Source organism: Pseudomonas pohangensis, assembly GCF_900105995.1.
In the GTDB taxonomy this organism is placed as follows: Bacteria; Pseudomonadota; Gammaproteobacteria; order Pseudomonadales; family Pseudomonadaceae; genus Aquipseudomonas; species Aquipseudomonas pohangensis.
Genome location: NZ_LT629785.1, coordinates 2,030,378 through 2,056,527, shown reverse-complemented (window position 1 = coordinate 2,056,527; position 26,150 = coordinate 2,030,378). Strand labels below are relative to the sequence as shown.

Below are 26,150 nucleotides of genomic sequence, written 5' to 3'. Positions count from 1 at the left end.
GGCGGAGCGGGCTAGTTGAACAGCACCTGCTTTAGTCGCTGCGCCTGGCGCCGAAGGCGGCACAGCCGTGCAGTACTTCGTCATTCAGGCGCAATTCGGCAGTCAGGTGTTCGATGCTGCCGGTCATGCTGTCGGTGCAACTTTGCGGCGTCAGCCAGAGTTCCAGCTTGAGGCCGTCGGCATCGGTGCTGATGCTGGTGCTGCCATCGGGCAACTGCTCTTCCAGGTAGGGCAGGGCCAGCGAGGGTTGGCCCATGCGTTCAAGCACCATACCCCGTTGGCTGGTATTGAGATTCCAGGCCGGCTCGTTGCCGTGGGCACGGATCTGCAGTCGTTTGAAGTTCGGGTCGTTACAGTCCGGGCCTTCAGCCTGAATCCGGTAAATCTTGCTGACTACCAGGCGCCCTTCACCCTTGCTCAGGTCGAGGGCTTCGGGTGTGCCGCGCAGGTCAGCAAACAGTGGTTTGCCATTGTCGGCCAGCAGTGCCTTTGTCTGTTCGGCAAACTGCTCGGTCTGCGCACCGGTCAACTGATAGCGGGTCTTTGCCTGGCAGGGCTGGAACAGCAACTGGTCACCGCTCTGGCTCAACTGGCCTTGAAAGCGTGGCTCGGCGGGTGTGGGCTGTTCGGTGAAGCTGGTGAGGAGCTGGCAGCCGCCAAACAGCGGCAGCAGGGCGAACAACAGGGGACGAACGGTGGACATGGCTGGACTCCGCAAATGAAGTCGGCACGTTACCCAGTCGCACCGACGCCGACAAGTGTGCCCGGCGCAATACCAGGGCTGTCAGCCAGGCTGGCGGCGAATGGCGGCGGGTAAAGTGTGTGCATTGCTCGACGGGTTAACAAAATTTCCCGCGAGCTTGCTGCAGATGTGGTCAATACTTCACGACAATCGCATCATGCAGGCCAAGGCGCCTGTTCCGGTGCTGTACAGGTCAACTGGTTGTTTTCTGTCTTATGTCGATTTCCCCCACGCCGAATATCCACTTTGCCGCCCTGAGTGACCCGGGTCTGACCCGTGCACACAACGAGGACAGCCTGCTGTGCTGTGCAGGGCTGAACCTGTGGGCGGTGGCCGATGGCATGGGCGGGCATCAGCGCGGCGAGGTAGCCAGTGCGCTGGCACTGGAAGTTCTGCGCGAGCAGGTCGAGGTCGGCACAGCTTTGCCCGAAGCCGTGGTGCAGGCGCATGCGGCGATTCTTGCGGCGGCAGACGGCGATCCTGCTGGTCAGGGCATGGGCACCACCCTGGTGGCGGTGCAGTTGGCCGGTGATCAGTTCACATTGGCCTGGGTTGGCGACAGTCGCGCCTACCGCATCAGCATGGACCGGATCGAGCCGCTCAGTCGTGATCACAGCTGGGTGCAGGAGATGGTCGATGCCGGTGAAATGACCAGCGCCGAAGCGCGTCAGCATCCGCGGCGCAACGTGATTACCCAGTGTCTGGGCCAGGCCGGACATGAACCGCAGCCCGGTGTACTGGCCGGCCAGTTGCAGCCAGGCGAGATTCTGTTGCTGTGCAGCGATGGCCTGACCGGCGAATTGAGTGATGAACAGATACTTGCCTGCTGCGCAGCGGCAGAAACCCTGGATGGCCTGGTCTCGCAGCTGATCCGGGCTGCCAACCAGAGTGGCGGCAAGGATAATGTCAGTTGTATCGTGCTGGCCTGCGAAGCGCCCCCGCCTAGTGTCGAGGCTGGCCGACGCGGCTTGCTCGGCTATCTTTTTCCACGACGTCAACGCAACAGGCGCAATTCTTCAACATGACCGAAAACCTTATCGAAATTCCCGGCTATACGGTGCATGGCCGCCTCGGCAAGGGCGGCATGGCCGAAGTCTATCTGGCCACCCAGCAGTCGCTGCAGCGCAAAGTGGCGGTCAAGGTGTTGCTCGATAGCGGTGATCAGGATTTCAACACCCGGTTCATTCAGGAAGGCCACATTGTCGCCTCGCTGCACAATCCGTCGATCATCACCATTTTCGACATCAACCGGCTGGCCGACGGGCGTTACTACATGGCCATGGAATTTGTTCCGGGTGGCGATCTGGCGCAGCACAAGGGCGAGGTGTTCGAACCGCAGCGGGCGCTGGCGATCGTGCGGCAGATTGCCGGGGCACTGGCAGTGGTGCATGCCAAGGGGCTGATTCATCGTGACATCAAACCGGCGAACATCCTTTTCCGCAATGATGGCACTGCAGTGCTGACCGATTTCGGCATTGCCAAAGACACCCAGATAGACAGTGAGTTGACGCATTTCGGTGTGGCAGTGGGCAGCCCGGCCTACAGCAGCCCGGAGCAGACCCAGTGCCAGCGGCTGGATGCGCGCAGTGATATCTACAGTCTGGGCCTGATCCTGCTGGAAATGCTCATCGGCCATAATTCCTATCGCGGCAGCAACTACACGCAAACGGTACTCAACCAGGTACAGATGCCGGTGCCGGTATTGCCACCACGGCTGGCGATGTTCCAGTCATTGCTCGAGCGCATGCTGACCAAGGACCCTGCGCAGCGGATGCCGGACTGCAATGCCTTGCTGGCGGCGCTGGCACAGATCGAACCTGGCGACTCGGATGCCACGCAGATTCAACCTGCAGTGCTGGTGGCTGCTGTGCCCGGGGTTGGTGTCACTGCCGACCCAGCACCTGCTGCGCAAAGGCCTGCTACGACCAAGCGACCACTGCGGCGGTTGATGTGGGTATTGCTCTGGGGCTTGTTGCTGGTGCTTGGTGTGGCTGTGGGCGGGCTGTATCTCAAGCAGCAGCTGCAGGTTCGCCAGTTGCTCGGTGACGCCGAGCAGCGTTTGCAGGCAGGCCAGTTGGTCGAACCGCAGCAGGATAGTGCCGATTACTATTTCCAGCAGGTGTTGCAGCTTGATGCCGGCAATGCCCGGGCTCTGGAAGGCTTGCAGCGTGTGCAAAACCAGCGCATCGCCAACTTCATCGGCAGTGCCGAAAGCGCCATCCAGGAGCAGCGGCTGTTGCTGCCCGAGGATGACAGTGCGGTGTTCTATTTCCGCCAGGTCCTGCTCCTCGAACCGGATAATGCCCGGGCACAGACAGGCTTGCAGCAGATTGCCGAACTGTATCGGGACAAGGCGAAACAGGCTTACCAGCGGCTGGCTTTTCCGGTTGCACTGGAAATGATCGATGCAGGGTTGCAGGTGCAGCCGGACAATCCGGAGTTGCTGCAGATGCGTCGCGAGCATCTGCAACTGAAGGCCTCGACCAAAGCTGCGGTTACAGACAGCAGGAAGCGCCAGGCGGCGCAACAGAAAGCAGCAGCGCCTGCGCCCAAGGCCGAAGAAAGTTTGCTGGACAAGGTGACGAATGGCTGGAACAGCATTTGGGGAAACTGACCCTGATTGCCCGGTTTGCTGGGTGGAACACGAGGATGAAAGGATATGCTCAAGCTGCACTTCAAGGATGCTCGTCAGGCCCCTATCTGGCTGACTGAAGAACGCCTCACGCTGGGTCAGGACCCGCGTAATACGCTGCCATTGGCGGATGCCGGGATCAGCGCCTTTCACGCCGAAATCCGCCAGGAAAAAGGCTTGTGCCTGATCAGTGACTGCGGCAGTCAGACCGGCACCTATGTCAACGAGGAACGCGTCAGCTCGCGTTACCAGTTGCGCTCGGGGGATGTCATTCGTCTGGGCAGCCTGCAGCTGGAAGTGTTCGATCCGATCAAGGTCGGCAACCAGGCGCTGCAGCCGGGTGCCGCGCAATGGTTCCTGTTTGTCCTGCAGGGCGAGCATGAGGGCAGCAAGTATCCGGTCACGGCTTCGCTGACCTTCGGCCGTTCAACCCAGTGCGAATTGTGCTTTGCCAATGATCACGAATTATCCCGCCGGCACTGCGAGTTCTTCCTCAAGGATGGCTTGCTGCACATGAAGGATCTCGGCTCGGCCAATGGTGTGCTGGTCAATCAGGCCAAGGTGGCTACAGCCCGGTTGCAGGCAGGTGATCAGCTGAAGATGGGCTCGGTCAGCCTGCTGGTGATCGGCCCCAAGGTGCAGGTGGCCGAACAGGCTGTCAATGAAGATGCCACGGTATTCATGCAGGCGGTGAAATTGCCCCGGCCGGTAGCCAAACCACAAGTCAGCCAGGTGGCGGCGGCGAACCCGGCGCGGGCCCAGACAGCGGCAACTGCACCTGTGCAGCCCGCGCCAGCCAGGGGCATCCCGCTGGGGCTGACAGGCGCCGTGCTGCTGGTGGTTTTTGCTGTTGCGTTCTGGTTGCTCAGCCGGTGACGGGCGCGCTAGCTGCACCGCCGGGGTTTGCCGATCTGTACCTGGCAGTTGAAGTCTCGGACGACGACGTTGCGCTGGCCGAGGTTGCCTCCCAGTGTGGCTATGACTTCAGCCATCCGCTGGTGTGTGATGTGGCCGAACCACAGGTGGCCCAGTGGCATGACGAGCCCTGTCTGCTGTTGCGCCTGCAGCTGCATGCACCGGTGTCGGCTGCGGCTCTGGATGAACTGCAGCGCAGTGGCACAGTACAGTTGTCCCATCCCAGTGTGGCCTCCAGCCGCGTGCTGGCTATTCAGGCGGACAGCTGACCGGGGTTACCCTGCGCTCTGGATTGTGTACCTCCGGGAGACCGCACCTTGCTATATCAGAATCTCGCCGTGCTTGCCGCCTTTCTGCTGCTCTACAGCATCTTTGCCGGCCGCTTCGAGTCACGCCTGTTCAATGGCCCGCTGATGTTCATGCTGGCGGGCCTGCTGCTGGGGCCGGCTGCCATCGGCGTACTGCAACCGCATATCAACACCCAGGGAATCAGGCTTCTGGCCGAGCTGACACTGGCGATCGTGCTGTTCAGTGATGCGGCCAATGCCAACCTGCGCGTGTTGCGCCAGCACGAATCGCTGCCCATGCGCCTGTTGCTGGTCGGCTTGCCGCTCACCGTAGTTGCCGGCTGGCTGGTCGGTTACTGGCTGTTTCCGCAAGTGCCGGTGCTGGAACTGGCGATCCTGGCGACCATTCTGGCGCCGACCGATGCCGCGCTGGGCAAGGCGGTGGTGAGCAACCCTGCGGTGCCGGCACCGGTGCGCGAAGGGCTGAATGTGGAAAGCGGCCTGAATGACGGTATCTGTGTGCCTTTGCTGCTGTTGCTGCTGGGGTTGCTGGTCGAGGTGCAGACCCACGAACCGCTGCAACTGGCGCTGGAGCTGATCAGCGAAGAACTGGGCATCGGTGCCCTGGTCGGCATTGGTCTGGCGCTGATTGCCTGGCAGTTGTTGCGTTTCTCGCACCGGCACCATTGGCAAATGCCGATGTGGTCGCAGCTGACCTTGCCCGGTCTGGCGCTGCTGTGCTTTGCCCTGGCCCAGCGGCTGGGCGGCAGCGGCTTTATAGCGGCCTTTGTTGGCGGGCTGCTCAGTGGCTACCTGCTGAACAGGCAGAAGCACACTCTGCTACTGGCCAGTGAAGAGTTCGCCAGCCTGCTGTCGGTCATCACCTGGCTGGTGTTTGGCGCCCTGGTGGTGCCGGCTTACTGGAGCAGCTTTACCCCGCAGGTGTGGCTGTATGCAGTGCTCAGCCTGACGCTGATCCGCATGTTGCCGGTATTCATCAGCCTGCTGGGGACCAGCCTGGATAGCGAAACCCGGCTGTTCATCGGCTGGTTCGGCCCGCGCGGGCTGGCCAGCATAGTGTTTGCGGTGATGATCATGGACAGCAATCTGCAAGCCGCCAGCAGCGTGCTGGCTACGGCTATTTGTACGGTCTTGCTGAGTGTCCTGCTGCACGGCATAAGCGCCAATCCCTGGGCGGCACGCATGGCCGCGCGCCGGGCCGGCAGGCGGGCTTGACTGCCGCTTACGCTATTCTTGCCGATGGTTTTGCCCTGCAAGCAATTGCCTGACCCGGCTGGATCAGGGCGGCGAATACTGCAGCATACTTGCGAAATACGTTGCAAAAGGCTCTTATCAATTGTGGTTAACCATTGAGGGACTGCCCCGTAGCGGCTGCTCCTCACTCAAAGCTGATAATTACAAGGAAAACGCGATGAGGCACGCCATTTTCAATGCCCTGCAATTCTGCGCACTGCTCGCCGTTGCCCCGCTGGCCAGTGCTGCCAGCGGGGCAGTGGATGCCCAGCGGCTGATCAATGCCGATCAGGAGCCCGGTAACTGGATGACCACCGGACGTACCTATGGCGAGCAGCGTTTTTCGCCGCTGACCCAGGTCAACGACAAGAACGTCGACCAGCTCGGTCTGGCCTGGCAGTTCAAGTACGACCTGGATCGGGTGGTCGAGGCCACCCCGGTAGTGGTGGACGGTGTGCTCTATACCACCGGTGCCTACAGCATGGTCTATGCGCTGGACGCGGTGAGCGGCAAGTTGCTGTGGAAATATGATCCCAAGGTATTCCGCGGCATGCAGTACAAGGGTTGCTGTGACGCCGCCAACCGCGGCGTGGCGGTATGGAAGGGCAAGGTCTATGTCGGCGTGTATGACGGCCGTCTGGAAGCGCTGGATGCCAAGACCGGCGAGAAGATCTGGTCGGTCGATACCGTCATTGATCTGAACCGCAACTACACCATCACCGGTGTGCCGCGCATCGTCAAAGACAAGGTGATCATCGGCAACGGTGGTGCCGAACTCGGCGTGCGCGGCTATATCACTGCCTATGATGCAGCGACCGGCAAGCAGGCCTGGCGCTTCTTCACCGTGCCCGGTGATCCGGCCAAGGGCGATGAAAGCGACACCATCAAGATGATCCGCAAGACCTGGTTCGGTGACCAGTACTGGATACAGGGTGGTGGCGGCACCGTGTGGAACGGCATGTCCTACGATCCGGAACTGGATCTGCTGTACATCGGCGTTGGCAACGGCTCCTACTGGAACTACGGGCTGCGCAGCGAAGGCAAGGGCGACAACCTGTTCCTTTCCTCGATCGTCGCGGTCAAGCCGGATACCGGCAAATACGTCTGGCACTACCAGACCACGCCCGGCGATTCCTGGGACTACACCGCGACCCAGGACATCATCGTCGCAACCCTGCCGATCGACGGCAAGCCGCGCAAGGTGGTGATGCAGGCGCCGAAGAACGGTTTCTTCTATGTGCTGGATGCGGCCAGCGGAGAGTTCATTTCCGCCGGCCAGTTTGCTTCCAGGGTTAACTGGGCCAAAGGTATCGACCCGAAAACCGGACGGCCGATCTTTGACCGCGAAGCCGCCGACTACTGGACCAAAGGTGAAGGCAAGCTGGTTTTCCCCGGCCCGCTGGGTGCGCATAACTGGCAGCCGATGAGCTTCAACCCGCAAACCGGTCTGGTCTACATTCCGCAGCAATCCAACGCAGAGTATTTCAATCCGGACAAGAAAGCCGCGACACCGGAGCTTGGCAAGTGGAATGTCGGGGTAAAGCTGCCCGAGCTGCAGGAGAGCAAGGAGGAGCTGGCAGAACTGGCCAAGTTGTTCAGCGGCAAGTTGCAGGCCTGGGATCCGGTAAAACAGAAGGAAGCCTGGTCGGTGGAATACCCGATGACCAACAACGGCGGCACCCTGACTACCGCCGGCAATCTGGTATTCCAGGGTACGTCCTTCGGCTACCTGTATGCCTACTCTGCTGATACCGGCAAACGCCTGTGGCAGCAGCAGGTATCCAGTGCTGTGATAGCCGGGCCGATTACCTATGAAATCAATGGCGAGCAGTACGTGGCCTTCAACGTCGGCATGGGCGGCTCTTTCGGGCTGGGCTTCGGGGTGGTTGGCGAACAATCTCCGGTAGTTCCCGATGCACGCCTGTTTGTCTTCAAGCTGGGCGGCAAGGAACCCATGCCGGAATTGATCAGGCGCGTGATGACGGTACCCGCACCGCCACCCATGACTGCCAGTGCCGCATCGGTGGAAGCGGGTGCCCGTCTGTATGCGGATAACTGCGGCGCCTGCCACGGCTTTGGTGCATACAGTGCCAATGCGATTCCGGATCTGCGTTACCTGACGCCGGAGAAGCACGAGCAGTTCTCCGCCATCGTCTATGGCTCACGTGCGCACCTGGGCATGCCGCCTATCGGCGGACGCCTGCAACCCGGTGATATCGAGAAAATCCATGCCTACCTGATCAAGCGTGCGCATGACCTGAAAAACGATATGGAAGAGGCCCAGGCCAAGCAGCAGTAGTTGGCTGCCGTATCCCTGACTGTTGCAGGATTTGCCCCCTCTGCTGCCAGTGGCAGAGGGGGCGGGTCACCAGCCGCTGTTACAGCCGCTGCAGCATGGTGGCGGCAGCTTCATACGGCAGATCCTGCGCCTCGGCAACATGCGCGCAGGTGATCATGCCTTGGGCCACGTTAAGCCCGTTGAGCAGATGCGCATCGTCCTGCATGGCCTGCTTCGGGCCCTTTCCCGCCAGCGCAATGACGAAGGGCAGGGTGGCGTTGTTCAGCGCCAGGGTCGAGGTACGCGCCACCGCGCCGGGCATGTTGGCCACACAGTAATGCACCACGCCGTCGACGATATAGGTCGGCTCCGAGTGGGTGGTGGCTTTTGAGGTCTCCGCGCAGCCACCCTGATCGATGGCCACGTCCACCAGCACCGAACCGGGCAGCATCTGGCTGACCATTTCCGCCGTGATCAGCTTGGGCGCCGCCGCCCCGGGGATCAATACGCCGCCGATCACCAGGTCGGCACTGAGCACCTGTTCGCGCACGCTGGTGCGCGTCGAGTAGAGCGTGGTGATGCGGTTGCCGTAGCGTGCATCCAGCCGTTGCAGGGCCTCGAGACTCTTGTCCAGCACGCAGACTTCCGCACCCAGCCCGACCGCCATCGCCAGTGCATGGCTGCCGACCACGCCGCCGCCGAGAATCACCACTTTGCCGGCAGCCACCCCGGGCACGCCGCCGAGCAGCACGCCGCGCCCGCCGCGGGCTTTTTCCAGGCAGCTGGCCCCGGCCTGGATCGACATGCGTCCGGCCACCTGCGACATCGGCGCCAGCAGCGGCAGGCCGCCATTACGGTCGGTGACGGTTTCATAGGCGATGCAGGTGGCACCGCTGGCCATCAACTCAGTGGTCTGCGGGCGATCCGGCGCCAGATGCAGATAGGTGAACAGGCAGTGCTCGGGCTTCAGCCGGGCACGCTCGACCGCCTGCGGTTCCTTGACCTTGACGATCAACTGCGACTCGCTGAACACCTGCTCGGCCGAGGCGGCAATCTGCGCTCCGGCGGCCACATAGTCGGCATCGCTGAAACCGATGCCGACACCGGCCCGGGTTTCGATCAGCAGTTGATGACCCAGACCGCACAACTCGGCCACCGACTGTGGCGTCAGGCCGACACGGTACTCATGAACCTTGATTTCCTTGGGAACGCCGATACGCATGACAGGCTCCTCGTGAATGTTGGTTTCGCGAAGTAAGTCTAGTCAGCTTCCATCGGCAAGGAGCCTGAATTTGCCAGTGTCTGAAGGAGAGATTGCTGAAAGCCGGGTTTTACCGGGAATCTTTGGACATTGCCGGTCAGCGGTGGTTGACTCGCGGCTGAAGGTCATCGGCATCCACGACCTGCGCGTGGTGGATGCCGGGGTGATGCCGCTGATCACCAGCGGCAACACCAACTCGCCAACCCTGATGATCGCCGAGCGTGCGGCCAGCTGGATTATCCAGGATGGCCTGTCTGAAGCCTGAGTGCTGCTCTGCCAAATCCTGAAGGCAAAAGTGCATTGCCCTGGAACGGTGGCAGTTCAGCGGCGGCAAACCTCAGGGCTTGTAGTTCATCATGCCCGGACCGGTCTTGTCATAGACGTTGAAAAACTCGTCCGGCATGATCCAGGCCACGCCGTTTTCGGGCTTCTCGATCAGATCCTTTTCCAGCACCTTGACGCGGAACTTCCAGCCTGGCGGGAGTTGCTTGAAGTTGCTCTGGCCGGCAGCGACAAATTCCTCGTAGGTATGTTTGGGATGGATGCCCAACTGGAATCCCTTGAGGATCCAGGTGTTGCCATCGGCATCATCGAGCAGCAGGACTTTGGTGCCCTTGTTCCAGCCCAGCGCGCTCTTGCGGGCGATGGTTACCGGCTTGTAGGGGATGCTCTTGTCCACATCGCGATTGCCTTCCTCCATGTTGAGCTGGGCCACCCATGCGGCTTCGATGCCATTGAAGGTCTGTACCTTGCCGATTTCGATATCGGTCCAGTCGGGCGACCACAGTTTCGGGCCGTTGAGGGAGGCGCCGATGACGCCGAATTCGCTCTTGATCTTGCTGAAATCAAGGCCTTCTACCAGCTTTTGCGGAGCGGTATCTCTCGAAGGGGGGATGCCCTTGGGCGTGAACATGGTGTTGAAGCAGGCGGCCACCAGTTTTTTGCTCTTGGGGTCGGGAGCTGCGAGGAAGAACTCGACATAGCGTGTCATGTGCATGTTATCGACACGCCCTGATTTGGCGTTGACGCCGTCGGTCAGGACCGAAGGAACGACAGCGCCGGTTTCCTCGGCCACGGCCGGTTGCACGGCCAGCGCCAGCAGGAGGCTGCCGAGCAATGCGGCAAGTTTGAAATTCGGATTGGGCTTTTTCATTGTTTGCGGTCCTCGATGTATTGCTGTGTCGTTCTACGCAGCCAGCTCAATTTCGTCTGGCCGTCAGGTCTGGTGCAGGCGTGTTTCAGCAGGCCAGACTCGTGCATGGACAGGTCGCATCACCCACACCGCAATGCTTCCTCCAATACTGGCAATCTAGCACTCGCCGGCATGGAGAAATCTTGCATTTCCGGCCATTTTGCAACTCTGCAGCTGAGCCGTTGCCCACAGCAACTTGATTCCAGGGCAAGCAGGCATCTGCAAAGTGGACGCGGCGAGGCTCGAATGGAATCGGCCAGCAACAGCCGGCCACCAAACCGGGCCGCTGCCTTCAGCAATTTGTCCCCAAGCTTGGGGCATCTGAACTTGAGCGCGCATGCTAACCACCCGTGAGGCTAGCGCTTTGGTTCAATGAGCCCCTGCAACAGCTCGATCGGCAACGGGAAGACAATGGTCGAGGCTTTGTCGCCGGCAATATTGCTCAGCGTCTGCATGTAGCGCAGTTGCATGGCGCCCGGTTGCCGGCTGAGCATCTCGGCGGCCTGCATGAGCTTTTCCGAGGCCTGCAGTTCGCCTTCGGCATGGATCACCTTGGCCCGCCGCTCGCGCTCGGCCTCGGCCTGTTTGGCAATGGCGCGGATCATCGATTCATCGAGATCGACATGCTTGATCTCGACATTCGCCACCTTGATGCCCCAGGCGTCGGTCTGTGCATCCAGCACCTGCTGGATATCGGTGTTCAGCCGTTCGCGCTCGGCCAGAATCTCATCCAGTTCATGCTTGCCAAGCACGGCACGCAAGGTGGTCTGGGATAACTGGCTGGTGGCGGCAAGGAAGTCCTCGACCTGAATGATCGCCTTCTGCGGATCGAGCACGCGAAAGTAAATCACCGCATTGACCTTGACCGAAACATTGTCGCGGGAAATCACGTCCTGGGTCGGTACATCCAGCACGACGGTGCGCAGGTCGACGCGGACCATTTGTTGCAGACCGGGGATGACCAGGATCAGCCCGGGTCCCTTGACCTTCCAGAAGCGCCCGAGCTGGAAGACTACGCCGCGCTGGTACTCGCGCAGGATGCGAAAGGTGGAGATCAGCAGAGTGAGCAGCAGTACCGCGATGATGATGAAATTCAGTTCAATGCTCATGATCGTTCTCCCTGGTTACTGCAGTCTGTGAAACTGCAACTTCCAACAGTAAACCCTGACGTGCCAGCACCCGCACCGCAGCGCCAGGTTGCAATGGAGCCTGGCTGATCACTTGCCAGCGTTCGCCTTGCAGCGATAGCCAGCCACGCAGGGGGTCGTCGGTCTGCACTGCTTCGATGCGTGCCAGGCTGCCGATCAGCTCCTGATCGCCGCCGACCAGCTGCTGTCGTCGGGCACGCAGCGCCATGCTGACGATGGCGAACACCAGCAACCCGCTAAAGGTCGCCAGGCTGATAATCAAGGGCAGCGGTATGCCGAAGTTGGGCACCTCGGTATCAATCAGAATCAGGGCGCCGATGCCGAAACTCAGGACACCACCAATGCCGAGGATGCCGAAACTGGGTAGAAAGGCTTCGGCGGCAATAAAGGCAAACCCCAGCATGATCAGCACCATGCCGGCGTAGTTCAGTGGCAGTAATTGCAGGGCATAAAGCCCGACCAGCAGGCAGATACCGCCCAGCACACCGCCGACCAGACTGCCCGGGTTGGCGAATTCGAGGATCAGCCCGTAGATGCCGATGGTCATCAGCAACAACGCCACGCTGGGGTTGGTGATCACAGTCAGCAACCGTGTGCGCCAATCCGGCTCAAGGTTGATCAGCATGGCCGTGCTCGGCTGTAAGCGGATTTCGCCGCTGGCGGTCGCGATCCGCTTGCCGTCGAGTTGCTTGAGCAGGTCGTGCAGATCACTGGCGACATAGTTGATCACGTTGAGCTTGAGTGCTTCTCCGGCGGCCAGGCTGACCGCCTCACGCACGGCTTGCTCGGCCCATTCGGCATTGCGCCCGCGTAACTGTGCCAGGCTGCGGATGTAAGCGGCGGCATCGTTGACCTGTTTTTTGCTCAGGCTGTCGCTGGCGGCCGGCGCCGGTTTACCTGATTCTTCCGGACCGGGCTGGCTGGGTTCATCACCGGGTGGGGCAGGGGTGCCGGGCGGGCCACCAAGCTCCACCGGGGTGGCCGCACCCAGGTTGGTGCCAGGTGCCATTGCCGCGATGTGGCTGGCGTAGAGGATATAGGTGCCGGCACTGGCCGCCCGGGCCCCGCTTGGCGCCACATAACTGGCCACCGGCAGCGGGCTGGCGAGAATGGCCTTGATGATGTCGCGCATCGAGCTGTCCAGACCGCCCGGGGTATCGATGGTGATAACCACCAGCTGCGCGCCCAGTTCCTGCGCGTGGCCCAGACCGCGTATTGCATAGTCGGCACTGGCGGGGCCGATCGCGCCGTCAATCTGCAGTTGCACCACCGGGGCCGGGGCCGCAGCCAGAGCCGCCGCGCAGAGCAGCTGGCTCAATGCAAAGAGCATGTGGCGAATCGCTGAGCAGGTCACGGGCGACTCCACGGCAGCCCGTTGGCAGGCGCGCGCAAGTTCTGGCTACCTAACTTCAGCGTAGACCAGTAAGCCGTCGTCGGGCAGATTGCTAGACCAGCGCGTCCTGGATAATCCAGCTGGCCGCACGCTCGGCGATCATCAGGGTTGGCGAGTTGGTGTTGCCGCTGGTGATCAGCGGCATCACCCCGGCATCCACCACGCGCAGGCCGTGGATGCCGATGACCTTCAGCCGCGAGTCAACCACGGCCAGCGGATCATCGCGGCGGCCCATCTTCGTGGTGCCGACCGGGTGGAAGATGGTCGTGGCAATGTCGCCGGCCAGTTGTGCCAGTTCCTCGTCTGACTGGAACTGCACGCCGGGTCTGAATTCTTCCGGCTGGAATTTCTGCAGCGCCGGCTGGGCGATGATCTGCCGGGTCACGCGCAGCGAGTCGGCGGCGATCTTGCGGTCTTCGGCGGTGCTCAGGTAGTTCGGCGCAATTGCCGGGGCTACGCGGTAATCGACGCTGCGGATATGCACGCTGCCACGGCTGCTCGGGTTGAGGTTGCACACGCTGGCGGTGATCGCATCGAAGTCGTGCAGCGGCTGGCCGAAGGCTTCCAGACTCAATGGCTGTACGTGGTACTCCAGGTTCGGCCACGGCTGGCTCGGATCGCTGCGGGTAAAGGCGCCGAGCTGGCTGGGCGCCATGCTCATCGGACCGCTGCGCTTGAGCAGGTACTCCAGGCCGATCAGCGCCTTGCCCCACAGCGAGCTGGCACGGGTATTCAGCGTGCGGGTGTTTTTTACGCGGAACACGGCGCGGATCTGCAGGTGGTCCTGCAGGTTTTCGCCGACGCCGGGCAGGTCTTTTACCAGCGGGATGCCAAGGGCCTGCAGGCGCTCTGCGGCGCCAACGCCGGAGAGTTCCAGCAGCTGTGGCGAGCCGATCGAGCCGGCGCTGAGCAGCACTTCGCGCGCGGCATTCATGCTGATCATCTGACCGTCCTTGCACAGCTGCACACCGCTGCAGCGGGTAGCACCCTCAGACGTGTTTTCGAAGAGCAATTTGCTGACCTGGACGTTGGTCATCAGGGTGAAATTGGGTCGCTGCATGCAGGTCGGGCGCAGAAAGGCCTTGGCGGTATTCCAGCGCCAGCCGGCCTTCTGGTTGACCTCGAAGTAGCCGACGCCTTCGTTGTTGCCACGGTTGAAGTCGTCCGTGGCCGGAATGCCGGCCTGGGTGGCCGCCTCGGCAAAGGCATCCAGCACATCCCAGCGCAACCGCTGTTTCTCGATGCGCCATTCGCCACCGGCACCGTGCAGCGCGCTGGCGCCCTTGTAGTGATCCTCGTGCTGCATGAAGAATGGCAGCGACTGTTGCCAGCTCCAGCTGCTGTCGCCGGTCAGCTCGGCCCAGCGGTCATAGTCGCGCGACTGGCCGCGCATGTAGATCATGCCGTTGATGCTGCTGCAGCCACCCAGCGTCTTGCCGCGCGGGTAGCGCAGGCTGCGGCCATTCAGGCCGGCATCCGGCTCGGTCTGGTACAGCCAGTCGGTGCGCGGGTTGCCGATGCAATGCAGGTAGCCCACCGGAATATGGATCCAGTGGTAGTTGTCGGCTGCGCCGGCTTCCAGCAGCAGCACGCGTCTGGACGGATCGGCACTCAAACGGTTGGCCAGCAGGCAGCCGGCGGTACCGGCGCCTATGATGATGTAATCGTATGTGTTGCGCATGCACTGTCCTGTTCGAGGGCGTGGCCGGCGTTGCTGCCAGCGCCTCAGTCTAGCGGCTTGAAAGCCGCGTTGAACCGGTAGTTTCAACCCTTTGCTACTGTTAATGTGTAACCCGTTCAAAATTTCAGCGTGAGAGATCGCCAGCATGTCCATCGTCAGCATACCGTTCAACCAGATAGCCTTTGCCGTGATCGATCTGCGTCGCACCGAGGCCTGGTGGCGCGAAGGTCTCGGGTTTCTGCCGGCTGGCGGCAACCGTCTGCTGTTTCGCCCGCCACTTTCGGATGGCCTGGTGCAAAAGATACCCGGCCTGGCAATGACCTGCTGGTGCATGGTCGGCCGTAACGACTGGGCACAGCTGGAAATGTTCCAGTATGAAAAACCCAATTCCAAACTGATGGCCGATGACTACCTGCCCAACAATATCGGCTACACCCGCTGCGGCATCTGGGTGGAGGATTTCGATGCCGCGCTGGCGCAGCTTGAGCTGATCGGCACCCGGCCACTCACACCGCCGATTGGCGAAGAGGGCAAGCGCCGGGTTTGTGTGCGCAACCCGGATGGTGTTTACGTCGAGTTGATGGAGGACGACCCGCTGCCCGATAAATCAGGCGTCGGCCGTCTGGATTGCCCGGTGGCGATCCGTACCGCGACCATGTCCACGCCGGACATGCACAAGTCGGTGGAGTTCGTTACCAAGGCGCTGGGCATGTACGAGCTGCCGGAGCAGCTGCACAGCGACGAGCATGAGGCGCTGTGGGGGCTGGAGGGGGCGCGCTGCCAGCGCAAGCTGTTTATCGGTGGCAGCGATAACGAAACCATCTTGCTGGAAATCGTGCAGTACCTGAAACCCAGGGGCAAACCCCTGCCGGAGGATTACCGCTTGTGTGACCAGGGCATCCTGAACATCTGCTTTGGCGATCCGCAAAGCGGCAAGGGCGTCTACGCCCAGCTTGCCCAGGCGCAAGAGCATGGCGCTGTGGCCACCACGCCCAAGGTGCTGGATATGAAGCTGGTTGGCTGTGTCTATGTGGATGACCCGCTGGGCTTCTCCTACGAATTTATGTGGGCCAAACCGGGCTGGGCACACAAGGCCTTCGGCTTTGTGCCGACGCGCATGGATGAACGCCCGGAGCTGGATAACCAGCGCGTGGAATGCTCGATCAAGATCGCCGCCACTCCGGAACGGCTGTTTGCCGAGCTCGGTGACCATGAGGGGCTCAGCGAGTGGTCCGGTCTGGGCCAGGTGCGTCTGGATAAACCCGGCCTGAAAGAACCCAACGGGCGCTTCGCCGAGCGCGTGGTCAGCTCCCCGGTAGGCACCATCCGCGAGCAGATCACCGAGTGGATTCCGGGGCAGGGCTACCGTTATCGCATCCTCGAGGGCTCGCCTTTTGTCGGTTACTGGGGACATGTGCAACTGACTGCCGAAAAGGATCTGACCCGTGTTGACTGGATCATCCGCTACCGCTCGAAAGTCCCCGGGCTGGGGGGCGTTTTTCACAAAGTGATCGAGGGCAAATTCAATGCGGCGTTGCAGGCATTGAAGGAGCGGGTGGAATAGCGGCGGATTGGTAATCCGTTGTGGTTTTTGAGACTGGCACGAACTTTGAGCCAGCCCTTGGCGCCTTCCTCGGCACACGGCTACAGGTTTCGCTTTGCACGGCGAGTTACTTCTTCTTGCTATGCGGCAAGAAGAAGTAACCAAGAAGAAACGCACCCGACATACGGCCCATCACTTCGCTTCGCTACGTTCCGGGTACGTTCGCTCCATCGCCATTCCAGGGGCCCGCTGCGAAGGGCCGTCCCTGGCCCATCGCAGCTCTCGCGGCATCCCTGCCGCTCAACCCCTTGCACACCGATTCCACTCACCCTTCTGACGGGATAGTTGGTTCGTGCCAGCCGATGACTCTTAGGGCGGCCTCGCGAGCAAAGCGAGCAGCCCACCATTTCAGCCGCACCCGCTTGCTGGCGGCGTACTGCCAGTGGCGAGTACGCCCCACACGATAGTTCGGCTGGCGATCAGTCCCCATCAGGAGGCCGAACGCAGGTGCCGTGCAGAGGGGCATTTGGCATGGATGCCAAATGAGGAACGATGGGCCATGGATGGCCCTTCGAGACGACCCTCGGAACGGTGCCGCAGCGAGGGAAGTCGCGCGCAGCGCGACCCGGATGCCGGGGTGTGTTTCTTTTGCTTACTTTGCTTTGCACAAGCAAAGAAAAGTAAGGCGCCCGGCGGGGCGCAACCTGTAGCCCGAAGCTGAGGAAAGCGCTGAACTCAAGCACGCCGTTCCGATGGTTCCCATGCTCCTGCGCGGGAGCCTGGCTCGCAGACGTTGGAGCGTCGAGGGAGGCATTCCCACGCGGGAGCGTGGGAACGATCAAAACGGATTACCAATCCGCCCAGCCATAATCTCAAATCCTTCCATCCGCCTGCAGCAGGCTTTCCAGGCACTGTTCCTGAATGCCATAAAATGCCTTGATCGCACCGATCTTCTCCAGCAGTTCGGCGGGGTCGACCGGTTCGGCGCGCTTCACCGCGAGGATCATCTTGTTCTTGTTGGTGTGCTCCAGCGAGACGAATTCGAACACCTTGGTCTGGTAGCCGCAGGCTTCCAGCAGCAGGGCGCGCAGGCTGTCGGTGACCATCTCGGCTTCCTGGCCGAGGTGAACGCCGTAGCTGAGCATCGGCTTGAGGATGGCCGGGGTGTGCATCTGCGGGCGGATCTGTTTGTGACAGCAGGGCGAGCACATGATGATCGCCGCATTGCTGCGGATGCCCAGGTGGATCGCGTAATCGGTGGCCACATCGCAGGCGTGCAGGGCGATCATGATGTCGATCCGCTCGGGCGTGTAGGTGCGCACATCACCGTGCTGGAACAGCAGTCCGGGCTGCTCGAGTTTGGCCGCCGCCGCGTTGCACAGGCTCACCATGTCTTCGCGCAGTTCCACCCCGCGAACCTGTGCGTCGAGGCCGAGGCTGTTGCGCAGGTAGTCATGCAGGGCGAAGGTCAGGTAACCCTTGCCCGAACCGAAGTCGACCGCGTGCAGCGGCTGGTCTTCACGCAGCACAGAACTGTTCAGGGCATGGGAGAACACTTCGATGAACTTGTTGATCTGCTTCCATTTGCGCGCCATGGCCGGGATCAGTTGCTGCTGGCTGTTGGTCACGCCAAGGTCAGTCAGAAACGGTCGGCTCAGTTCCAGATAGCGCTTTTTCTCGCGGTTGTGTTCGGCGCTGGGCGCTTCGCGCTGCACGGTCTTGCCGGTGAACAGCTGCGCTTTGTCCTTCTTGCTGAAGGTCAGTTGCAGCTCTTCGGTGAGCGAGAGCAGATGGGCATTCTTGAAGGCTGCCGGCAGCCACGCGCTGACCTGTTCGAAAGCCTCTGCCAGCGGCAGGTTTTTGGTGATGTCGCGGGTCTTGTAGCTGTAGACGAAGGTCAGGCAGGGCTGACCCTTGACGCTCACCGGGCGGGCCACCACGCGTTGCAGTTCGGCCTCTTCGCCACGGTATTTCGACAGCACCAGCTTGACCAGGGTGTTCTGGGTCAGGCAGGTGTCCAGCTGCGCCAGAAAGCGCGCGCGGTCATCGACTGGCGCGGAGGAGGCTGAATCGGGTGCAGCAGACATGGGCTGGCCTTGGTGTGGTTGCAGTCGCGGGGTGCTGATTTTGCGCAGCGGGTGCCGGTCTGTCGACCGTTTACGGCGTCCACTCCACCTTGTGATCGGTCAGATACTGATCCACCGCAGCACCGACGGTGGGATGCAGGATGTTGGCACCGAGGGTTTCCACCAGCTCGAATTGCACCAGCTTGTCCTTCACCGGGTCTTTCATTTCGGCAAAGTGCAGCTCGATCTGGCGCGCGTGCAGCGTCTGTGCCAGCTCGGCGAGCATGTCGCCGGAGGTCACGTCGATACTGGTCACCGGTTCGGCGGCCACCACCACACGTTTGACCGGCTGCGGCGAATTTTCGATGGCCTGCAGCAGGATCTGCTGGAACAGTTCGGCATTGGCGAAGAACAGCGGGGCGTCCCAGCGGAACAGCAACAGACCGGGCACCAGTCGCGCATCCGGATAGCGCTGGATGTCGTGGAAGCCACGGATACCGGTGGCCCGGCCGAGCACGGCAAAGTGCGGGCGCCAGCCGTCCCAGAGAAACTCGATCACGGCCAGACCGACGGCCAGCGCGATGCCGGGAACGGCCCCGAATACGGCAACGCCGACGCAGCAGGCCATCGACAGCCAGAACTCCCATTGCTGGATGCGGTAGATGCGCCGCAGGTCGGTGAACTCGAACAGGCCGATGGCGGCAGCAATCACCACCGCCGCCAGCGCGCTGTTGGGTACGTATTCCATCAGGTTTGGTGCAAACACCAGCAAGGCGGCCACGGCCAGCGCACCGAACACGCCGGTCATCTGGGTCTTGGAGCCGGCCGCTTCGGCCACCGGGGTGCGCGAGGAGCTGCTGCTGATCGGGAAACCCTGAAAGAACGCGGTGGCCAGGTTGGCGGCACCCAGACCGATCATTTCCTGATTGGGATCGACCGGGCTGCGGGTGCGCGCGGCATAGGTGCGCGAAAGCACGCTGGTATCGGCAAACGACACCAGCGCCACGGCAATCCCACCGAGCAGAACCTGCAGCAGATCCACGCCACTCAGCCACGGCAGGACAAAGGACGGCAGGCCTTGCGGTACCTGACCCAGGACCTTGACGCCGGCGCTGTCCAGACTGAAGAAACTGACTGCCAGGGTAACCAGGATGATCGCAATCAGGATGCCCGGCACGCGTTCATAGCGCGCCAGACGCAGGATCACCAGCAGACAGCCGGCGCCCACCAGGAAACTGTACCAGTGGGTCTGGCCGGCAAGAATTGCCTGACCGAGGCTCCACAGGTTGTTCAAGGGGCCATCGCTGTCGATGCTGATGCCGAACATCTTCGGCAGCTGGCTGATCAGCACGGTCAGGGCAATGCCGTTCATGTAGCCATAGCGGATCGGTTTGGACAGCAGTTCGGTGATAAAACCCAGCTTGAGCAAGCCGGCCAGTACACAGAACAGGCCGGACACCAGCGCCATCATGCTGGCGAGCAGAATCGCCCGGGCCGGATCGCCGCCCGAGAGCGGCAGCACTACCGCCAGAATCACTGCAGCCAGGGCGGAATCCGGGCCAAGCACGAGAATCCGGCTGGGGCCGAACAGCGCGTAAGCCAGCAGCGGCACGATGGTCGCGTAGAGGCCGTAAATACCCGGTACGCCGGAGGCTTCTGCGTAGGCAATACCGACCGGTACCAGCATGGTGGTCAGCACCAGTCCGGCGGCCAGATCCCGCGGCAACCAGTCGAGGCGGTAGTTTTTGAGCATCAGCAGGCCGGGCAGCCAGTGCAGCCAGCTGCGGGTCTGGGCGGCAGGGCTTGCGGGCGGTGGCGTCTGGATTGCTGGATCAGTCATACGGAAAACTCGAAAAATATGCGGTTGGTCTGGGAGCGCAAGTGTCAGTCTACGCTTTGCTCCGGCAGGCTGGGCTGCAGCCCGGCAAATACTGCAGTGCGGGTAGGTGGTGGGCTGAAGCCCAGCCTACGCCTACCCGGCTAAACGGGCTGGCAACAACCAGCGGAAAATCCCGGGGCCAGTCAGCTGCCTCAATCCCGGACAAGTAAAGCCGTGGGCGAAACCGTTGCCGGGTAGCTTGTTGCCTGATGGTTGCCTATTCAGGCGGTTTTGTCAGCTATCAAACGCAGCACAGCGGGATTACTGTGCGCTGAACCCGTCTGGAGTTACCGCCATGCCTGCCCTTGCCGCGCTATTCAGGATTGCCAGCCTCGCCGCCCTCGGTGGCTGGCTGCTGCTGGTTTTATTACCCGGCTGGGCGCACACGGAAAGCCTGGTGCTGGCCACCAGCGTGCTGTTGCTAATCGGTATCTATGCCTGGGTGTTGAAGGCAGCATTGACGCAAAAAGGCGAGCCGGGTACTGGCCGTCCGGGTTTTTTCACGCTCAACGGTGTGCTGGCACTGATGCGCAACCCGACGGCTGCGCTGGCTTGCTGGGTACATATTCTGGTGTTCGATCTGATGGTCGGCCTGTATATCCGCCAGGAAGGCGCTCTGGCGGGGATCAGTCATGGCTGGCTGCTGCCGTGCTACGTACTGACCCTGATGTTCGGCCCGCTCGGGCTGCTGTCCTTTCTGCTGCTGCGGCTGTTGCTGGGTGCCTGATAGCTACTGCTGTGTTGCGCTTGTGCGCTGATTGAGATTCCAGTCGTAGAAGCCAAAGGCAACTTCATCGGTCTGCCTGGCGCGCTCCAGTTCTGCCGGGTTGGCCAGGCTGTCTGCGTGCTGTTGCAGGTAGCGTTCCAGCGAGCCCCAGCGTTTGTCGAAGTCCTCGCCATACCACTGGAAAATCTTCGAGACGACAAAGCGTTTGCGTTGCGGGTCATAGCGGTTGCGGCTGCGATCGCGGAGAAAGCGTTGCTGGCTGTCTTGCAGCTGGGCGTCGAGCCGGCTGGCAACAAACGCCTCGTTGCGCAGGGCAGGGCAGCCGATGGAGGCGCAGTTCACCGCGAAGTGGATGCGCGGATCATCGAATACGCCGGTCTGGCGGATCATGCCGTGTTCGATGTCGTCCAGGGTCAGGGTCTGGCCCAGCAGCGGGATGAAGGATTGCCGCCAGGCATTGCTGAACAGTCCGCCAATCTGCTTGATCGATTCAAGCGGGTAATGCGCGAGGATCAGTTGCACGGTAAAGGCGTTGTAGGCATTGATCAGGAAAGCCAGTTGCTGCGCGCGTGACCACTGCCGGTATTGCGCCGCAGTCACCGCCGACAGACCGTCCAGATAAGCCTGCAGCTGCGCCTGATCGGCCTGAAAGCCCGGATAGTCGACGGCGCTGGCCGTGCCCTGGTCAAACCACTGCACATGCTTTTGCAGTAACGCCGTCCACTGACCGTGGCTGTCATCGAAACGGCTTCCGGCATGCAGGGTGCTGCTGCCAAGGCACAGGATGAACGCTAGCAACAGGGATCGCATGGCTACTCCGTAAGGTCGCTTCCGGGTGCAGGAAACTCGCGGCGGATGCGTGGTGCTGGTGAAGCGGTTGAAAAGCTGAAGGCAAGAGCAGCTGGCAATAGCGTTAGTGGGGATCGAGCAGAACTCGTGGAACTGCAGATTTATTGCTGATTGCCATCAGGCACCTGGAGCAGCGCCTGGTACTTTTTCTCCAGCCGTTGTTCACGCAGGCAATAAGCCTTCTCGACACAGCGTATTGCTTTCATATAGGTCAGGGTAGCTGGAGATAACGGTCGATTCTGCAAGTAAATGAAGCCGTAATTGCCAGTCAGAGCAATTCCCGGAATAGGTACTAATAACCCTGCCTTCAATTCTGCCTCCACCAGCCCCAAGCTCGAAAAAGTCACAGCGTCGGTGTTTGATATCAATTTAGCCAACTGGATCGGCGTATCAAATTCGGTCGATGGCACGAACTCGCCCGTGCGCGGATCGAATGAACCTGCAGCAGTCGGCTCGCGCGGAAAGTCCGCTGTGCAGCGTTTGGGCAGGCGGGTATTGATCCAGGGAAAATCAAACAGCGCCGACATCGGCACGGCACCCTTGCCAAGCAACGGGTGCCCGGGGCGGCAGAGAAAACGCCCCTGGTGCTGACCAACCAGCTCGGTGACAAAGCGGCTGTCATCGCTAACCAGGCTCAGTTCTGCCACGCCGATATCGGCCTCCCGATCGAGAACCAGTCGGGCGACTTCTTTCCAGCAACCCACCCGCAGGGAAACTTTCAGCTTGGGATACAGCGCCAATACCTTGCCCGCAGCCTCATAACCGGAAATCACGCTGGGGTAAGGGCCAAGCGCCACCCTTAACGACCCGATTTCAAGATCGGACAACAAGTGCAGTTCGCGCAGTAGTTCGCTTTGCGCTTGAATCAATAGCGCGCCATGACGCACAACCAGCTCACCGAATACCGTCAGAGCGGTGCCTTTTCGGCTGCGCTCGAGCAGCTGGAAACCCAGGTCGGTCTCCAGGCTTTTAATGCTTTTGCTCAGTGCCGGCTGGGAAATATTCAGAGCCGCAGCGGCCCGGCCAAAATGCGCATGTTCGGCAATACTGAGCAGATGTTGCAGGCGAACTTTATTAAAAAGCATAACTGAATGGTTATCAAAAAGTTTTATTTTGGCTATTTGAAATATCGTAGCTGAGCTGCTACTTCTATCGTGCTGTTAACGCCAGTGTAAAACAAGAATGACACCAATCGGCATGAAATCCGCAAGGGATTAGCCATGAAAACTCTTACTGACAAACTGCTTAATGGCGGGTTGTCAGCCGCCTTCAGGTTTTTCAGTGGCCTGCTTCATGCCGCTGAAAAGCCAAGCATCGCAGGGGTCTGCTGGAAGTCGAAGTGTCACACAAGCAGCGTAACGTGGAGTGCTCATCAGCAAGTCGGAAATTTTGAAGGAACAATTTAAGCCCTGATCCGTTGAGTCAAAGCAAAAAAGTAGCTGGAAACAGCTTCAGCGGGGATCGGAAAACTGGAGGATGACATGAGTAAAAAACGAAACCTGATTTCAGCGGCCTTGGCCGCATTGATGATCGGCATTGCCCCGGGCGTTGCCCTGGCAGCCGAAAAGCCCAACATTCTGTTCATCGTCTCTGACGATACCGGCTACGGCGATCTGGGTCCTTATGGCGGTGGTGAAGGCCGCGGCATGCCTACCCCGAGCATTGACAAGATGGCCAACGAGGGCATGACCATGTTCTCGTTCTATGCCCAGCCGAGCTGTACGCCTGGCCGTGCAGCCATGCAGACCGGGCGCATCCCCAACCGCAGCGGTATGACCACGGTGGCCTTCCAGGGCCAGGGTGGCGGTCTGCCGGCTGCCGAGTGGACCCTGGCCTCGGTGCTCAAGCAGGGTGGTTACCACACCTACTTCACCGGCAAGTGGCACCTGGGTGAGGCAGACTATGCACTGCCCAATGCTCAGGGTTACGACGAAATGAAGTACGTCGGCCTCTATCACCTCAACGCCTATACCTATGCGGACCCGACCTGGTTCCCGGACATGCCGGAAGACCTGCGTGCCATGTTCCAGAAAGTGACCAAGGGTTCGCTGTCGGGCAAGGCTGGCGAGAAGCCGGTCGAGGACTTCAAGATCAACGGTCAGTACGTCAACGAGCCGGGCAAGAACGTCACCCTGCATGGCGTCAACTATCCGAAGGGTGTGGTGGGCATTCCCTACTTCGACGAGTATGTCGAAAAGGCCGCACTGGAGTTTCTTGAAGATGCCGCCAAGCAGCCGGATACCCCGTTCTTCATCAACGTCAACTTCATGAAGGTGCACCAGCCGAACCTGCCGGCACCGGAGTTCGAGCACAAGTCACTGTCCAAGAGCAAATACGCCGACTCGGTGGTGGAGCTCGATACCCGCATCGGCCGGGTGATGGACAAGCTGAAGGAGCTGGGCCTGGATAAGAACACCCTGGTGGTCTACACCACTGACAACGGCGCATGGCAGGACGTCTATCCGGACGCCGGCTACACCCCGTTCCGTGGCACCAAGGGTACTGACCGTGAAGGCGGCAACCGCGTTCCTGCCATCGCGGTATGGCCAGGCAAAATCAAGCCCAACTCGAAGAACCACGACATCGTCGGTGGTCTTGATCTGATGGCAACCTTTGCCTCGGTTGCCGGGGTAAAACTGCCAACCAAGGATCGTGAAGGCCAGCCGATCATCTTTGACAGCTACGATATCACCCCGGTCCTGTTGGGCACCGGCAAGAACCCGCGCAACGAATGGTTCTACTTTACCGAAAACGAGCTGAGCCCCGGCGCAGCCCGTGTGGGTAACTACAAGGCCGTATTCAACCTGCGTGGTGATGATGGTGCGCAGACCGGTGGTCTGGCTGTCGACAGCAACCTCGGCTGGAAAGGCGCGGAGAAGTATGCCGCTACCGTGCCGCAGGTGTTCGACCTGTGGCAGGACCCGCAGGAGCGCTACGACATCTTCATGAACAACTACACCGAGCGCACCTGGACCCTGGTTACCATCAGCGCAGCCATCAAAAAGCTGATGAAGACCTATGTCGAGTATCCGCCGCGCAAGCTGCAGAGCGAGACTTACACCGGACCGATCACGATTACCAACTACCAGAAGTTCAAGTGGGTGCGTGAGCAGTTGGCTCAGGATGGCGTGAACCTGCCATTGCCAACCGGTAACTAACCCGCTGTGACCTTGCCTGGCTGCGGCCAGACAAGGTCACAAGCTTTGCAGTATGGCGCCCCTGTGCAAACGGAGGCGCCTTTTTCAAGCAAGGAGCAAGCATGATGATAACCCTACCCAACACCCTGCGCGGCCTTGCGCTGGGTGCCCTGTGTGCCCTGAGCGCGTTTGCCCATGCAAGCGATCCGTTGCCTTCCTGGAACGAAGGCCCGACCAAGCAGGCCATCGTCAAGTTCGTGCAGGAAACCACGGACAAGAACAGCGCAAAATATGTAGAGCCCTCCGAGCGCATCGCGACTTTTGATAACGACGGTACCTTGTGGGTTGAACAGCCAATGTACGTCCAGCTGCTGTTTGCACTGGATCGGGTGAAGACCCTGGCACCGCAGCATCCCGAGTGGAAAGGCCAGGAACCCTTCGCTTCATTGCTCAAGGGCGACCTGAAAGGTGCCCTGGCCGGTGGTGACAAGGCGATTCTTGAAGTCGTCATGGCAACCCACGCCGACATGACCACCGCGGAGTTCGAGAAAACCGTCAAGGACTGGCTGGCTACCGCCAAGCATCCGAAGACCGGCAAGCTTTTCACCGAAATGGTCTACCAGCCCATGGTTGAGTTGCTGGCCTATATGCGTGCCAACGGCTACAAGACTTTCATCGTATCCGGCGGCGGTATCGAGTTCATGCGTCCCTGGACCGAGAAGGTCTACGGCATCCCGCCTGAGCAAGTGGTCGGCAGCAGCATCAAGACCAAATTCGAGACTCGCAACGGCAAACCGGCACTGGTCAGGCTGCCGGAAATCAACTTCATCGACGACAAGACCGGCAAGCCGATCGGTATCAACGAACACATTGGCCGCCGCCCGGTGGCTGCGTTCGGTAACTCCACCGGTGACCAGCAGATGCTCGAGTGGACCCAGGCCGGTGACGGAGCGAGCCTGATGATGCTGGTGCATCACGACGACGCAGTGCGTGAATACAGCTACGGTCCGGACTCGAAGATAGGTACTTTCAGTGATGCACTGATGCAGGAAGCCAAGCAAAGAGGCTGGACTGTTATCAGCATGAAGAACGACTGGAACAAGATCTTCGCCTACGAGTAACGCAGTTACTCGCCGCAAGGCTTGAACCAGCTATCAGCACCGGCT

General features: G+C 60.7%; 21 protein-coding genes and 1 pseudogene. 11 read left to right on the top strand and 11 right to left on the bottom strand.

What is annotated here, in order from left to right:
* Nucleotides 1-31 precede the first annotated feature (31 nt).
* The gene (locus BLT89_RS09595) at nucleotides 32-703 is read right to left on the bottom strand and encodes a COG3650 family protein (RefSeq protein ID WP_090194532.1); all 672 of its coding nucleotides are present in this window, start codon (nucleotides 701-703) and stop codon (nucleotides 32-34) included.
* 254 nt (nucleotides 704-957) lie between these two features.
* On the opposite strand from BLT89_RS09595, the gene BLT89_RS09590 reads away from it, so the two are divergent.
* The 6 genes from BLT89_RS09590 to BLT89_RS09565 all read left to right on the top strand — a co-directional run bounded on the left by BLT89_RS09590 (nucleotide 958) and on the right by BLT89_RS09565 (nucleotide 8,129).
* Entirely contained in the window at nucleotides 958-1,767 is an 810-nt protein-coding gene (locus BLT89_RS09590; RefSeq protein WP_090194530.1) for a PP2C family protein-serine/threonine phosphatase, read from the top strand.
* Nucleotides 1,764-3,356 carry a serine/threonine-protein kinase gene (locus tag BLT89_RS09585; RefSeq protein WP_090194529.1) on the top strand — a complete coding sequence of 531 codons (1,593 nt, stop codon included), beginning with the start codon at nucleotides 1,764-1,766 and terminating at the stop codon, nucleotides 3,354-3,356. The genes BLT89_RS09590 and BLT89_RS09585 overlap by 4 nt, the downstream gene beginning before the upstream one ends.
* Nucleotides 3,357-3,401: 45 nt before the next feature.
* Nucleotides 3,402-4,250 (top strand): FHA domain-containing protein, encoded by an 849-nt coding sequence (locus BLT89_RS09580; RefSeq protein ID WP_090194527.1) that lies wholly within the window; start codon nucleotides 3,402-3,404, stop codon nucleotides 4,248-4,250.
* On the top strand, nucleotides 4,247-4,558 hold the full coding sequence (locus tag BLT89_RS09575) for a hypothetical protein (RefSeq protein ID WP_090194525.1): 312 nt from the start codon (nucleotides 4,247-4,249) through the stop codon (nucleotides 4,556-4,558). The genes BLT89_RS09580 and BLT89_RS09575 overlap by 4 nt, the downstream gene beginning before the upstream one ends.
* Nucleotides 4,559-4,606: 48 nt before the next feature.
* Nucleotides 4,607-5,812: a cation:proton antiporter gene (locus tag BLT89_RS09570; protein ID WP_197673498.1), complete on the top strand. Its 1,206-nt coding sequence runs from the start codon at nucleotides 4,607-4,609 to the stop codon at nucleotides 5,810-5,812.
* A 196-nt stretch (nucleotides 5,813-6,008) separates the two neighbouring features.
* Complete coding sequence (locus tag BLT89_RS09565) at nucleotides 6,009-8,129, top strand: PQQ-dependent dehydrogenase, methanol/ethanol family (protein ID WP_090194521.1); 2,121 nt, start codon at nucleotides 6,009-6,011, stop codon at nucleotides 8,127-8,129.
* Nucleotides 8,130-8,208: 79 nt separating this feature from the next.
* Here BLT89_RS09565 and ald read toward each other — a convergent pair whose 3' ends face one another.
* Nucleotides 8,209-9,330, bottom strand: a complete 1,122-nt coding sequence (gene ald, locus BLT89_RS09560; RefSeq protein ID WP_090194519.1) for an alanine dehydrogenase — start codon at nucleotides 9,328-9,330, stop codon at nucleotides 8,209-8,211.
* A gap of 76 nt (nucleotides 9,331-9,406) precedes the next feature.
* Here ald and BLT89_RS17930 point away from each other — a divergent pair, with 76 nt between their 5' ends.
* Nucleotides 9,407-9,634, top strand: a complete 228-nt coding sequence (locus tag BLT89_RS17930) for a GMC oxidoreductase (protein ID WP_331712570.1) — start codon at nucleotides 9,407-9,409, stop codon at nucleotides 9,632-9,634.
* Between the two features lie 72 nt (nucleotides 9,635-9,706).
* Here the strand turns inward: BLT89_RS17930 and BLT89_RS09550 are convergent, their stop codons facing one another.
* From BLT89_RS09550 to BLT89_RS09535, 4 genes are all read right to left on the bottom strand, one after another.
* The gene (locus BLT89_RS09550) at nucleotides 9,707-10,522 is read right to left on the bottom strand and encodes a hypothetical protein (protein WP_090194517.1); all 816 of its coding nucleotides are present in this window, start codon (nucleotides 10,520-10,522) and stop codon (nucleotides 9,707-9,709) included.
* A 395-nt stretch (nucleotides 10,523-10,917) separates the two neighbouring features.
* Entirely contained in the window at nucleotides 10,918-11,670 is a 753-nt protein-coding gene (locus BLT89_RS09545; protein WP_090194515.1) for a slipin family protein, read from the bottom strand.
* Nucleotides 11,660-13,039 carry an NfeD family protein gene (locus BLT89_RS09540; protein WP_090194514.1) on the bottom strand — a complete coding sequence of 460 codons (1,380 nt, stop codon included), beginning with the start codon at nucleotides 13,037-13,039 and terminating at the stop codon, nucleotides 11,660-11,662. Before BLT89_RS09540 ends, BLT89_RS09545 begins: the two co-directional genes overlap by 11 nt.
* 115 nt (nucleotides 13,040-13,154) lie before the next feature.
* Entirely contained in the window at nucleotides 13,155-14,783 is a 1,629-nt protein-coding gene (locus BLT89_RS09535; protein WP_090194512.1) for a GMC family oxidoreductase, read from the bottom strand.
* A 145-nt stretch (nucleotides 14,784-14,928) separates the two neighbouring features.
* Between BLT89_RS09535 and BLT89_RS09530 the strand changes: the two genes are divergently transcribed.
* On the top strand, nucleotides 14,929-16,347 hold the full coding sequence (locus BLT89_RS09530) for an SRPBCC family protein (RefSeq protein WP_090194510.1): 1,419 nt from the start codon (nucleotides 14,929-14,931) through the stop codon (nucleotides 16,345-16,347).
* An 851-nt stretch (nucleotides 16,348-17,198) separates the two neighbouring features.
* Here BLT89_RS09530 and BLT89_RS09525 read toward each other — a convergent pair.
* The gene (locus BLT89_RS09525; RefSeq protein ID WP_090194509.1) at nucleotides 17,199-18,413 is read right to left on the bottom strand and encodes a class I SAM-dependent methyltransferase; all 1,215 of its coding nucleotides are present in this window, start codon (nucleotides 18,411-18,413) and stop codon (nucleotides 17,199-17,201) included.
* Between the two features lie 70 nt (nucleotides 18,414-18,483).
* The gene (locus BLT89_RS09520) at nucleotides 18,484-20,232 is read right to left on the bottom strand and encodes a SulP family inorganic anion transporter (protein WP_090194507.1); all 1,749 of its coding nucleotides are present in this window, start codon (nucleotides 20,230-20,232) and stop codon (nucleotides 18,484-18,486) included.
* Nucleotides 20,233-20,566: 334 nt separating this feature from the next.
* Here BLT89_RS09520 and BLT89_RS09515 point away from each other — a divergent pair, with 334 nt between their 5' ends.
* A complete protein-coding gene (locus tag BLT89_RS09515; RefSeq protein WP_090194505.1) occupies nucleotides 20,567-20,998 on the top strand; it encodes an abscisic acid-deficient protein Aba4 family protein in 432 nt (143 codons plus the stop codon).
* A 3-nt stretch (nucleotides 20,999-21,001) separates the two neighbouring features.
* Here BLT89_RS09515 and BLT89_RS09510 read toward each other — a convergent pair whose 3' ends face one another.
* From BLT89_RS09510 to BLT89_RS18075, 3 genes and pseudogenes are all read right to left on the bottom strand, one after another.
* Nucleotides 21,002-21,808 (bottom strand): DUF547 domain-containing protein, encoded by an 807-nt coding sequence (locus BLT89_RS09510; protein WP_090194503.1) that lies wholly within the window; start codon nucleotides 21,806-21,808, stop codon nucleotides 21,002-21,004.
* Nucleotides 21,809-21,948: 140 nt separating this feature from the next.
* Nucleotides 21,949-22,734, bottom strand: coding sequence for a substrate-binding domain-containing protein (locus BLT89_RS09505; protein ID WP_231975000.1), 786 nt, complete (start codon nucleotides 22,732-22,734; stop codon nucleotides 21,949-21,951).
* A 66-nt stretch (nucleotides 22,735-22,800) separates the two neighbouring features.
* Nucleotides 22,801-22,932 (bottom strand): annotated as a pseudogene (locus BLT89_RS18075) (LysR family transcriptional regulator); the annotation flags it as partial.
* Nucleotides 22,933-23,373: 441 nt separating this feature from the next.
* Here BLT89_RS18075 and BLT89_RS09500 point away from each other — a divergent pair.
* Entirely contained in the window at nucleotides 23,374-25,005 is a 1,632-nt protein-coding gene (locus tag BLT89_RS09500) for an arylsulfatase (RefSeq protein WP_408003074.1), read from the top strand.
* Between the two features lie 101 nt (nucleotides 25,006-25,106).
* The gene (locus BLT89_RS09495; protein ID WP_231974998.1) at nucleotides 25,107-26,105 is read left to right on the top strand and encodes an HAD family hydrolase; all 999 of its coding nucleotides are present in this window, start codon (nucleotides 25,107-25,109) and stop codon (nucleotides 26,103-26,105) included.
* The last annotated feature ends 45 nt before the right edge of the window (nucleotides 26,106-26,150 follow it).

Bases quoted from the DNA above. Each gene is read 5' to 3' on its own strand.
- BLT89_RS09540 (WP_090194514.1), bottom strand. From the start codon at position 13,039: ATGCTCTTTGCATTGAGCCAGCTGCTCTGCGCGGCGGCTCTGGCTGCG.
- BLT89_RS09580 (WP_090194527.1), top strand. From the start codon at position 3,402: ATGCTCAAGCTGCACTTCAAGGATGCTCGTCAGGCCCCTATCTGGCTG.
- BLT89_RS09585 (WP_090194529.1), top strand. From the start codon at position 1,764: ATGACCGAAAACCTTATCGAAATTCCCGGCTATACGGTGCATGGCCGC.
- BLT89_RS09530 (WP_090194510.1), top strand. From the start codon at position 14,929: ATGTCCATCGTCAGCATACCGTTCAACCAGATAGCCTTTGCCGTGATC.
- BLT89_RS09595 (WP_090194532.1), bottom strand. From the start codon at position 703: ATGTCCACCGTTCGTCCCCTGTTGTTCGCCCTGCTGCCGCTGTTTGGC.
- BLT89_RS09520 (WP_090194507.1), bottom strand. From the start codon at position 20,232: ATGACTGATCCAGCAATCCAGACGCCACCGCCCGCAAGCCCTGCCGCC.
- BLT89_RS09590 (WP_090194530.1), top strand. From the start codon at position 958: ATGTCGATTTCCCCCACGCCGAATATCCACTTTGCCGCCCTGAGTGAC.
- BLT89_RS09565 (WP_090194521.1), top strand. From the start codon at position 6,009: ATGAGGCACGCCATTTTCAATGCCCTGCAATTCTGCGCACTGCTCGCC.
- BLT89_RS09535 (WP_090194512.1), bottom strand. From the start codon at position 14,783: ATGCGCAACACATACGATTACATCATCATAGGCGCCGGTACCGCCGGC.
- BLT89_RS09510 (WP_090194503.1), bottom strand. From the start codon at position 21,808: ATGCGATCCCTGTTGCTAGCGTTCATCCTGTGCCTTGGCAGCAGCACC.
- ald (WP_090194519.1), bottom strand. From the start codon at position 9,330: ATGCGTATCGGCGTTCCCAAGGAAATCAAGGTTCATGAGTACCGTGTC.
- BLT89_RS09500 (WP_408003074.1), top strand. From the start codon at position 23,374: ATGATCGGCATTGCCCCGGGCGTTGCCCTGGCAGCCGAAAAGCCCAAC.
- BLT89_RS09545 (WP_090194515.1), bottom strand. From the start codon at position 11,670: ATGAGCATTGAACTGAATTTCATCATCATCGCGGTACTGCTGCTCACT.
- BLT89_RS09550 (WP_090194517.1), bottom strand. From the start codon at position 10,522: ATGAAAAAGCCCAATCCGAATTTCAAACTTGCCGCATTGCTCGGCAGC.
- BLT89_RS09495 (WP_231974998.1), top strand. From the start codon at position 25,107: ATGATGATAACCCTACCCAACACCCTGCGCGGCCTTGCGCTGGGTGCC.
- BLT89_RS09515 (WP_090194505.1), top strand. From the start codon at position 20,567: ATGCCTGCCCTTGCCGCGCTATTCAGGATTGCCAGCCTCGCCGCCCTC.
- BLT89_RS09525 (WP_090194509.1), bottom strand. From the start codon at position 18,413: ATGTCTGCTGCACCCGATTCAGCCTCCTCCGCGCCAGTCGATGACCGC.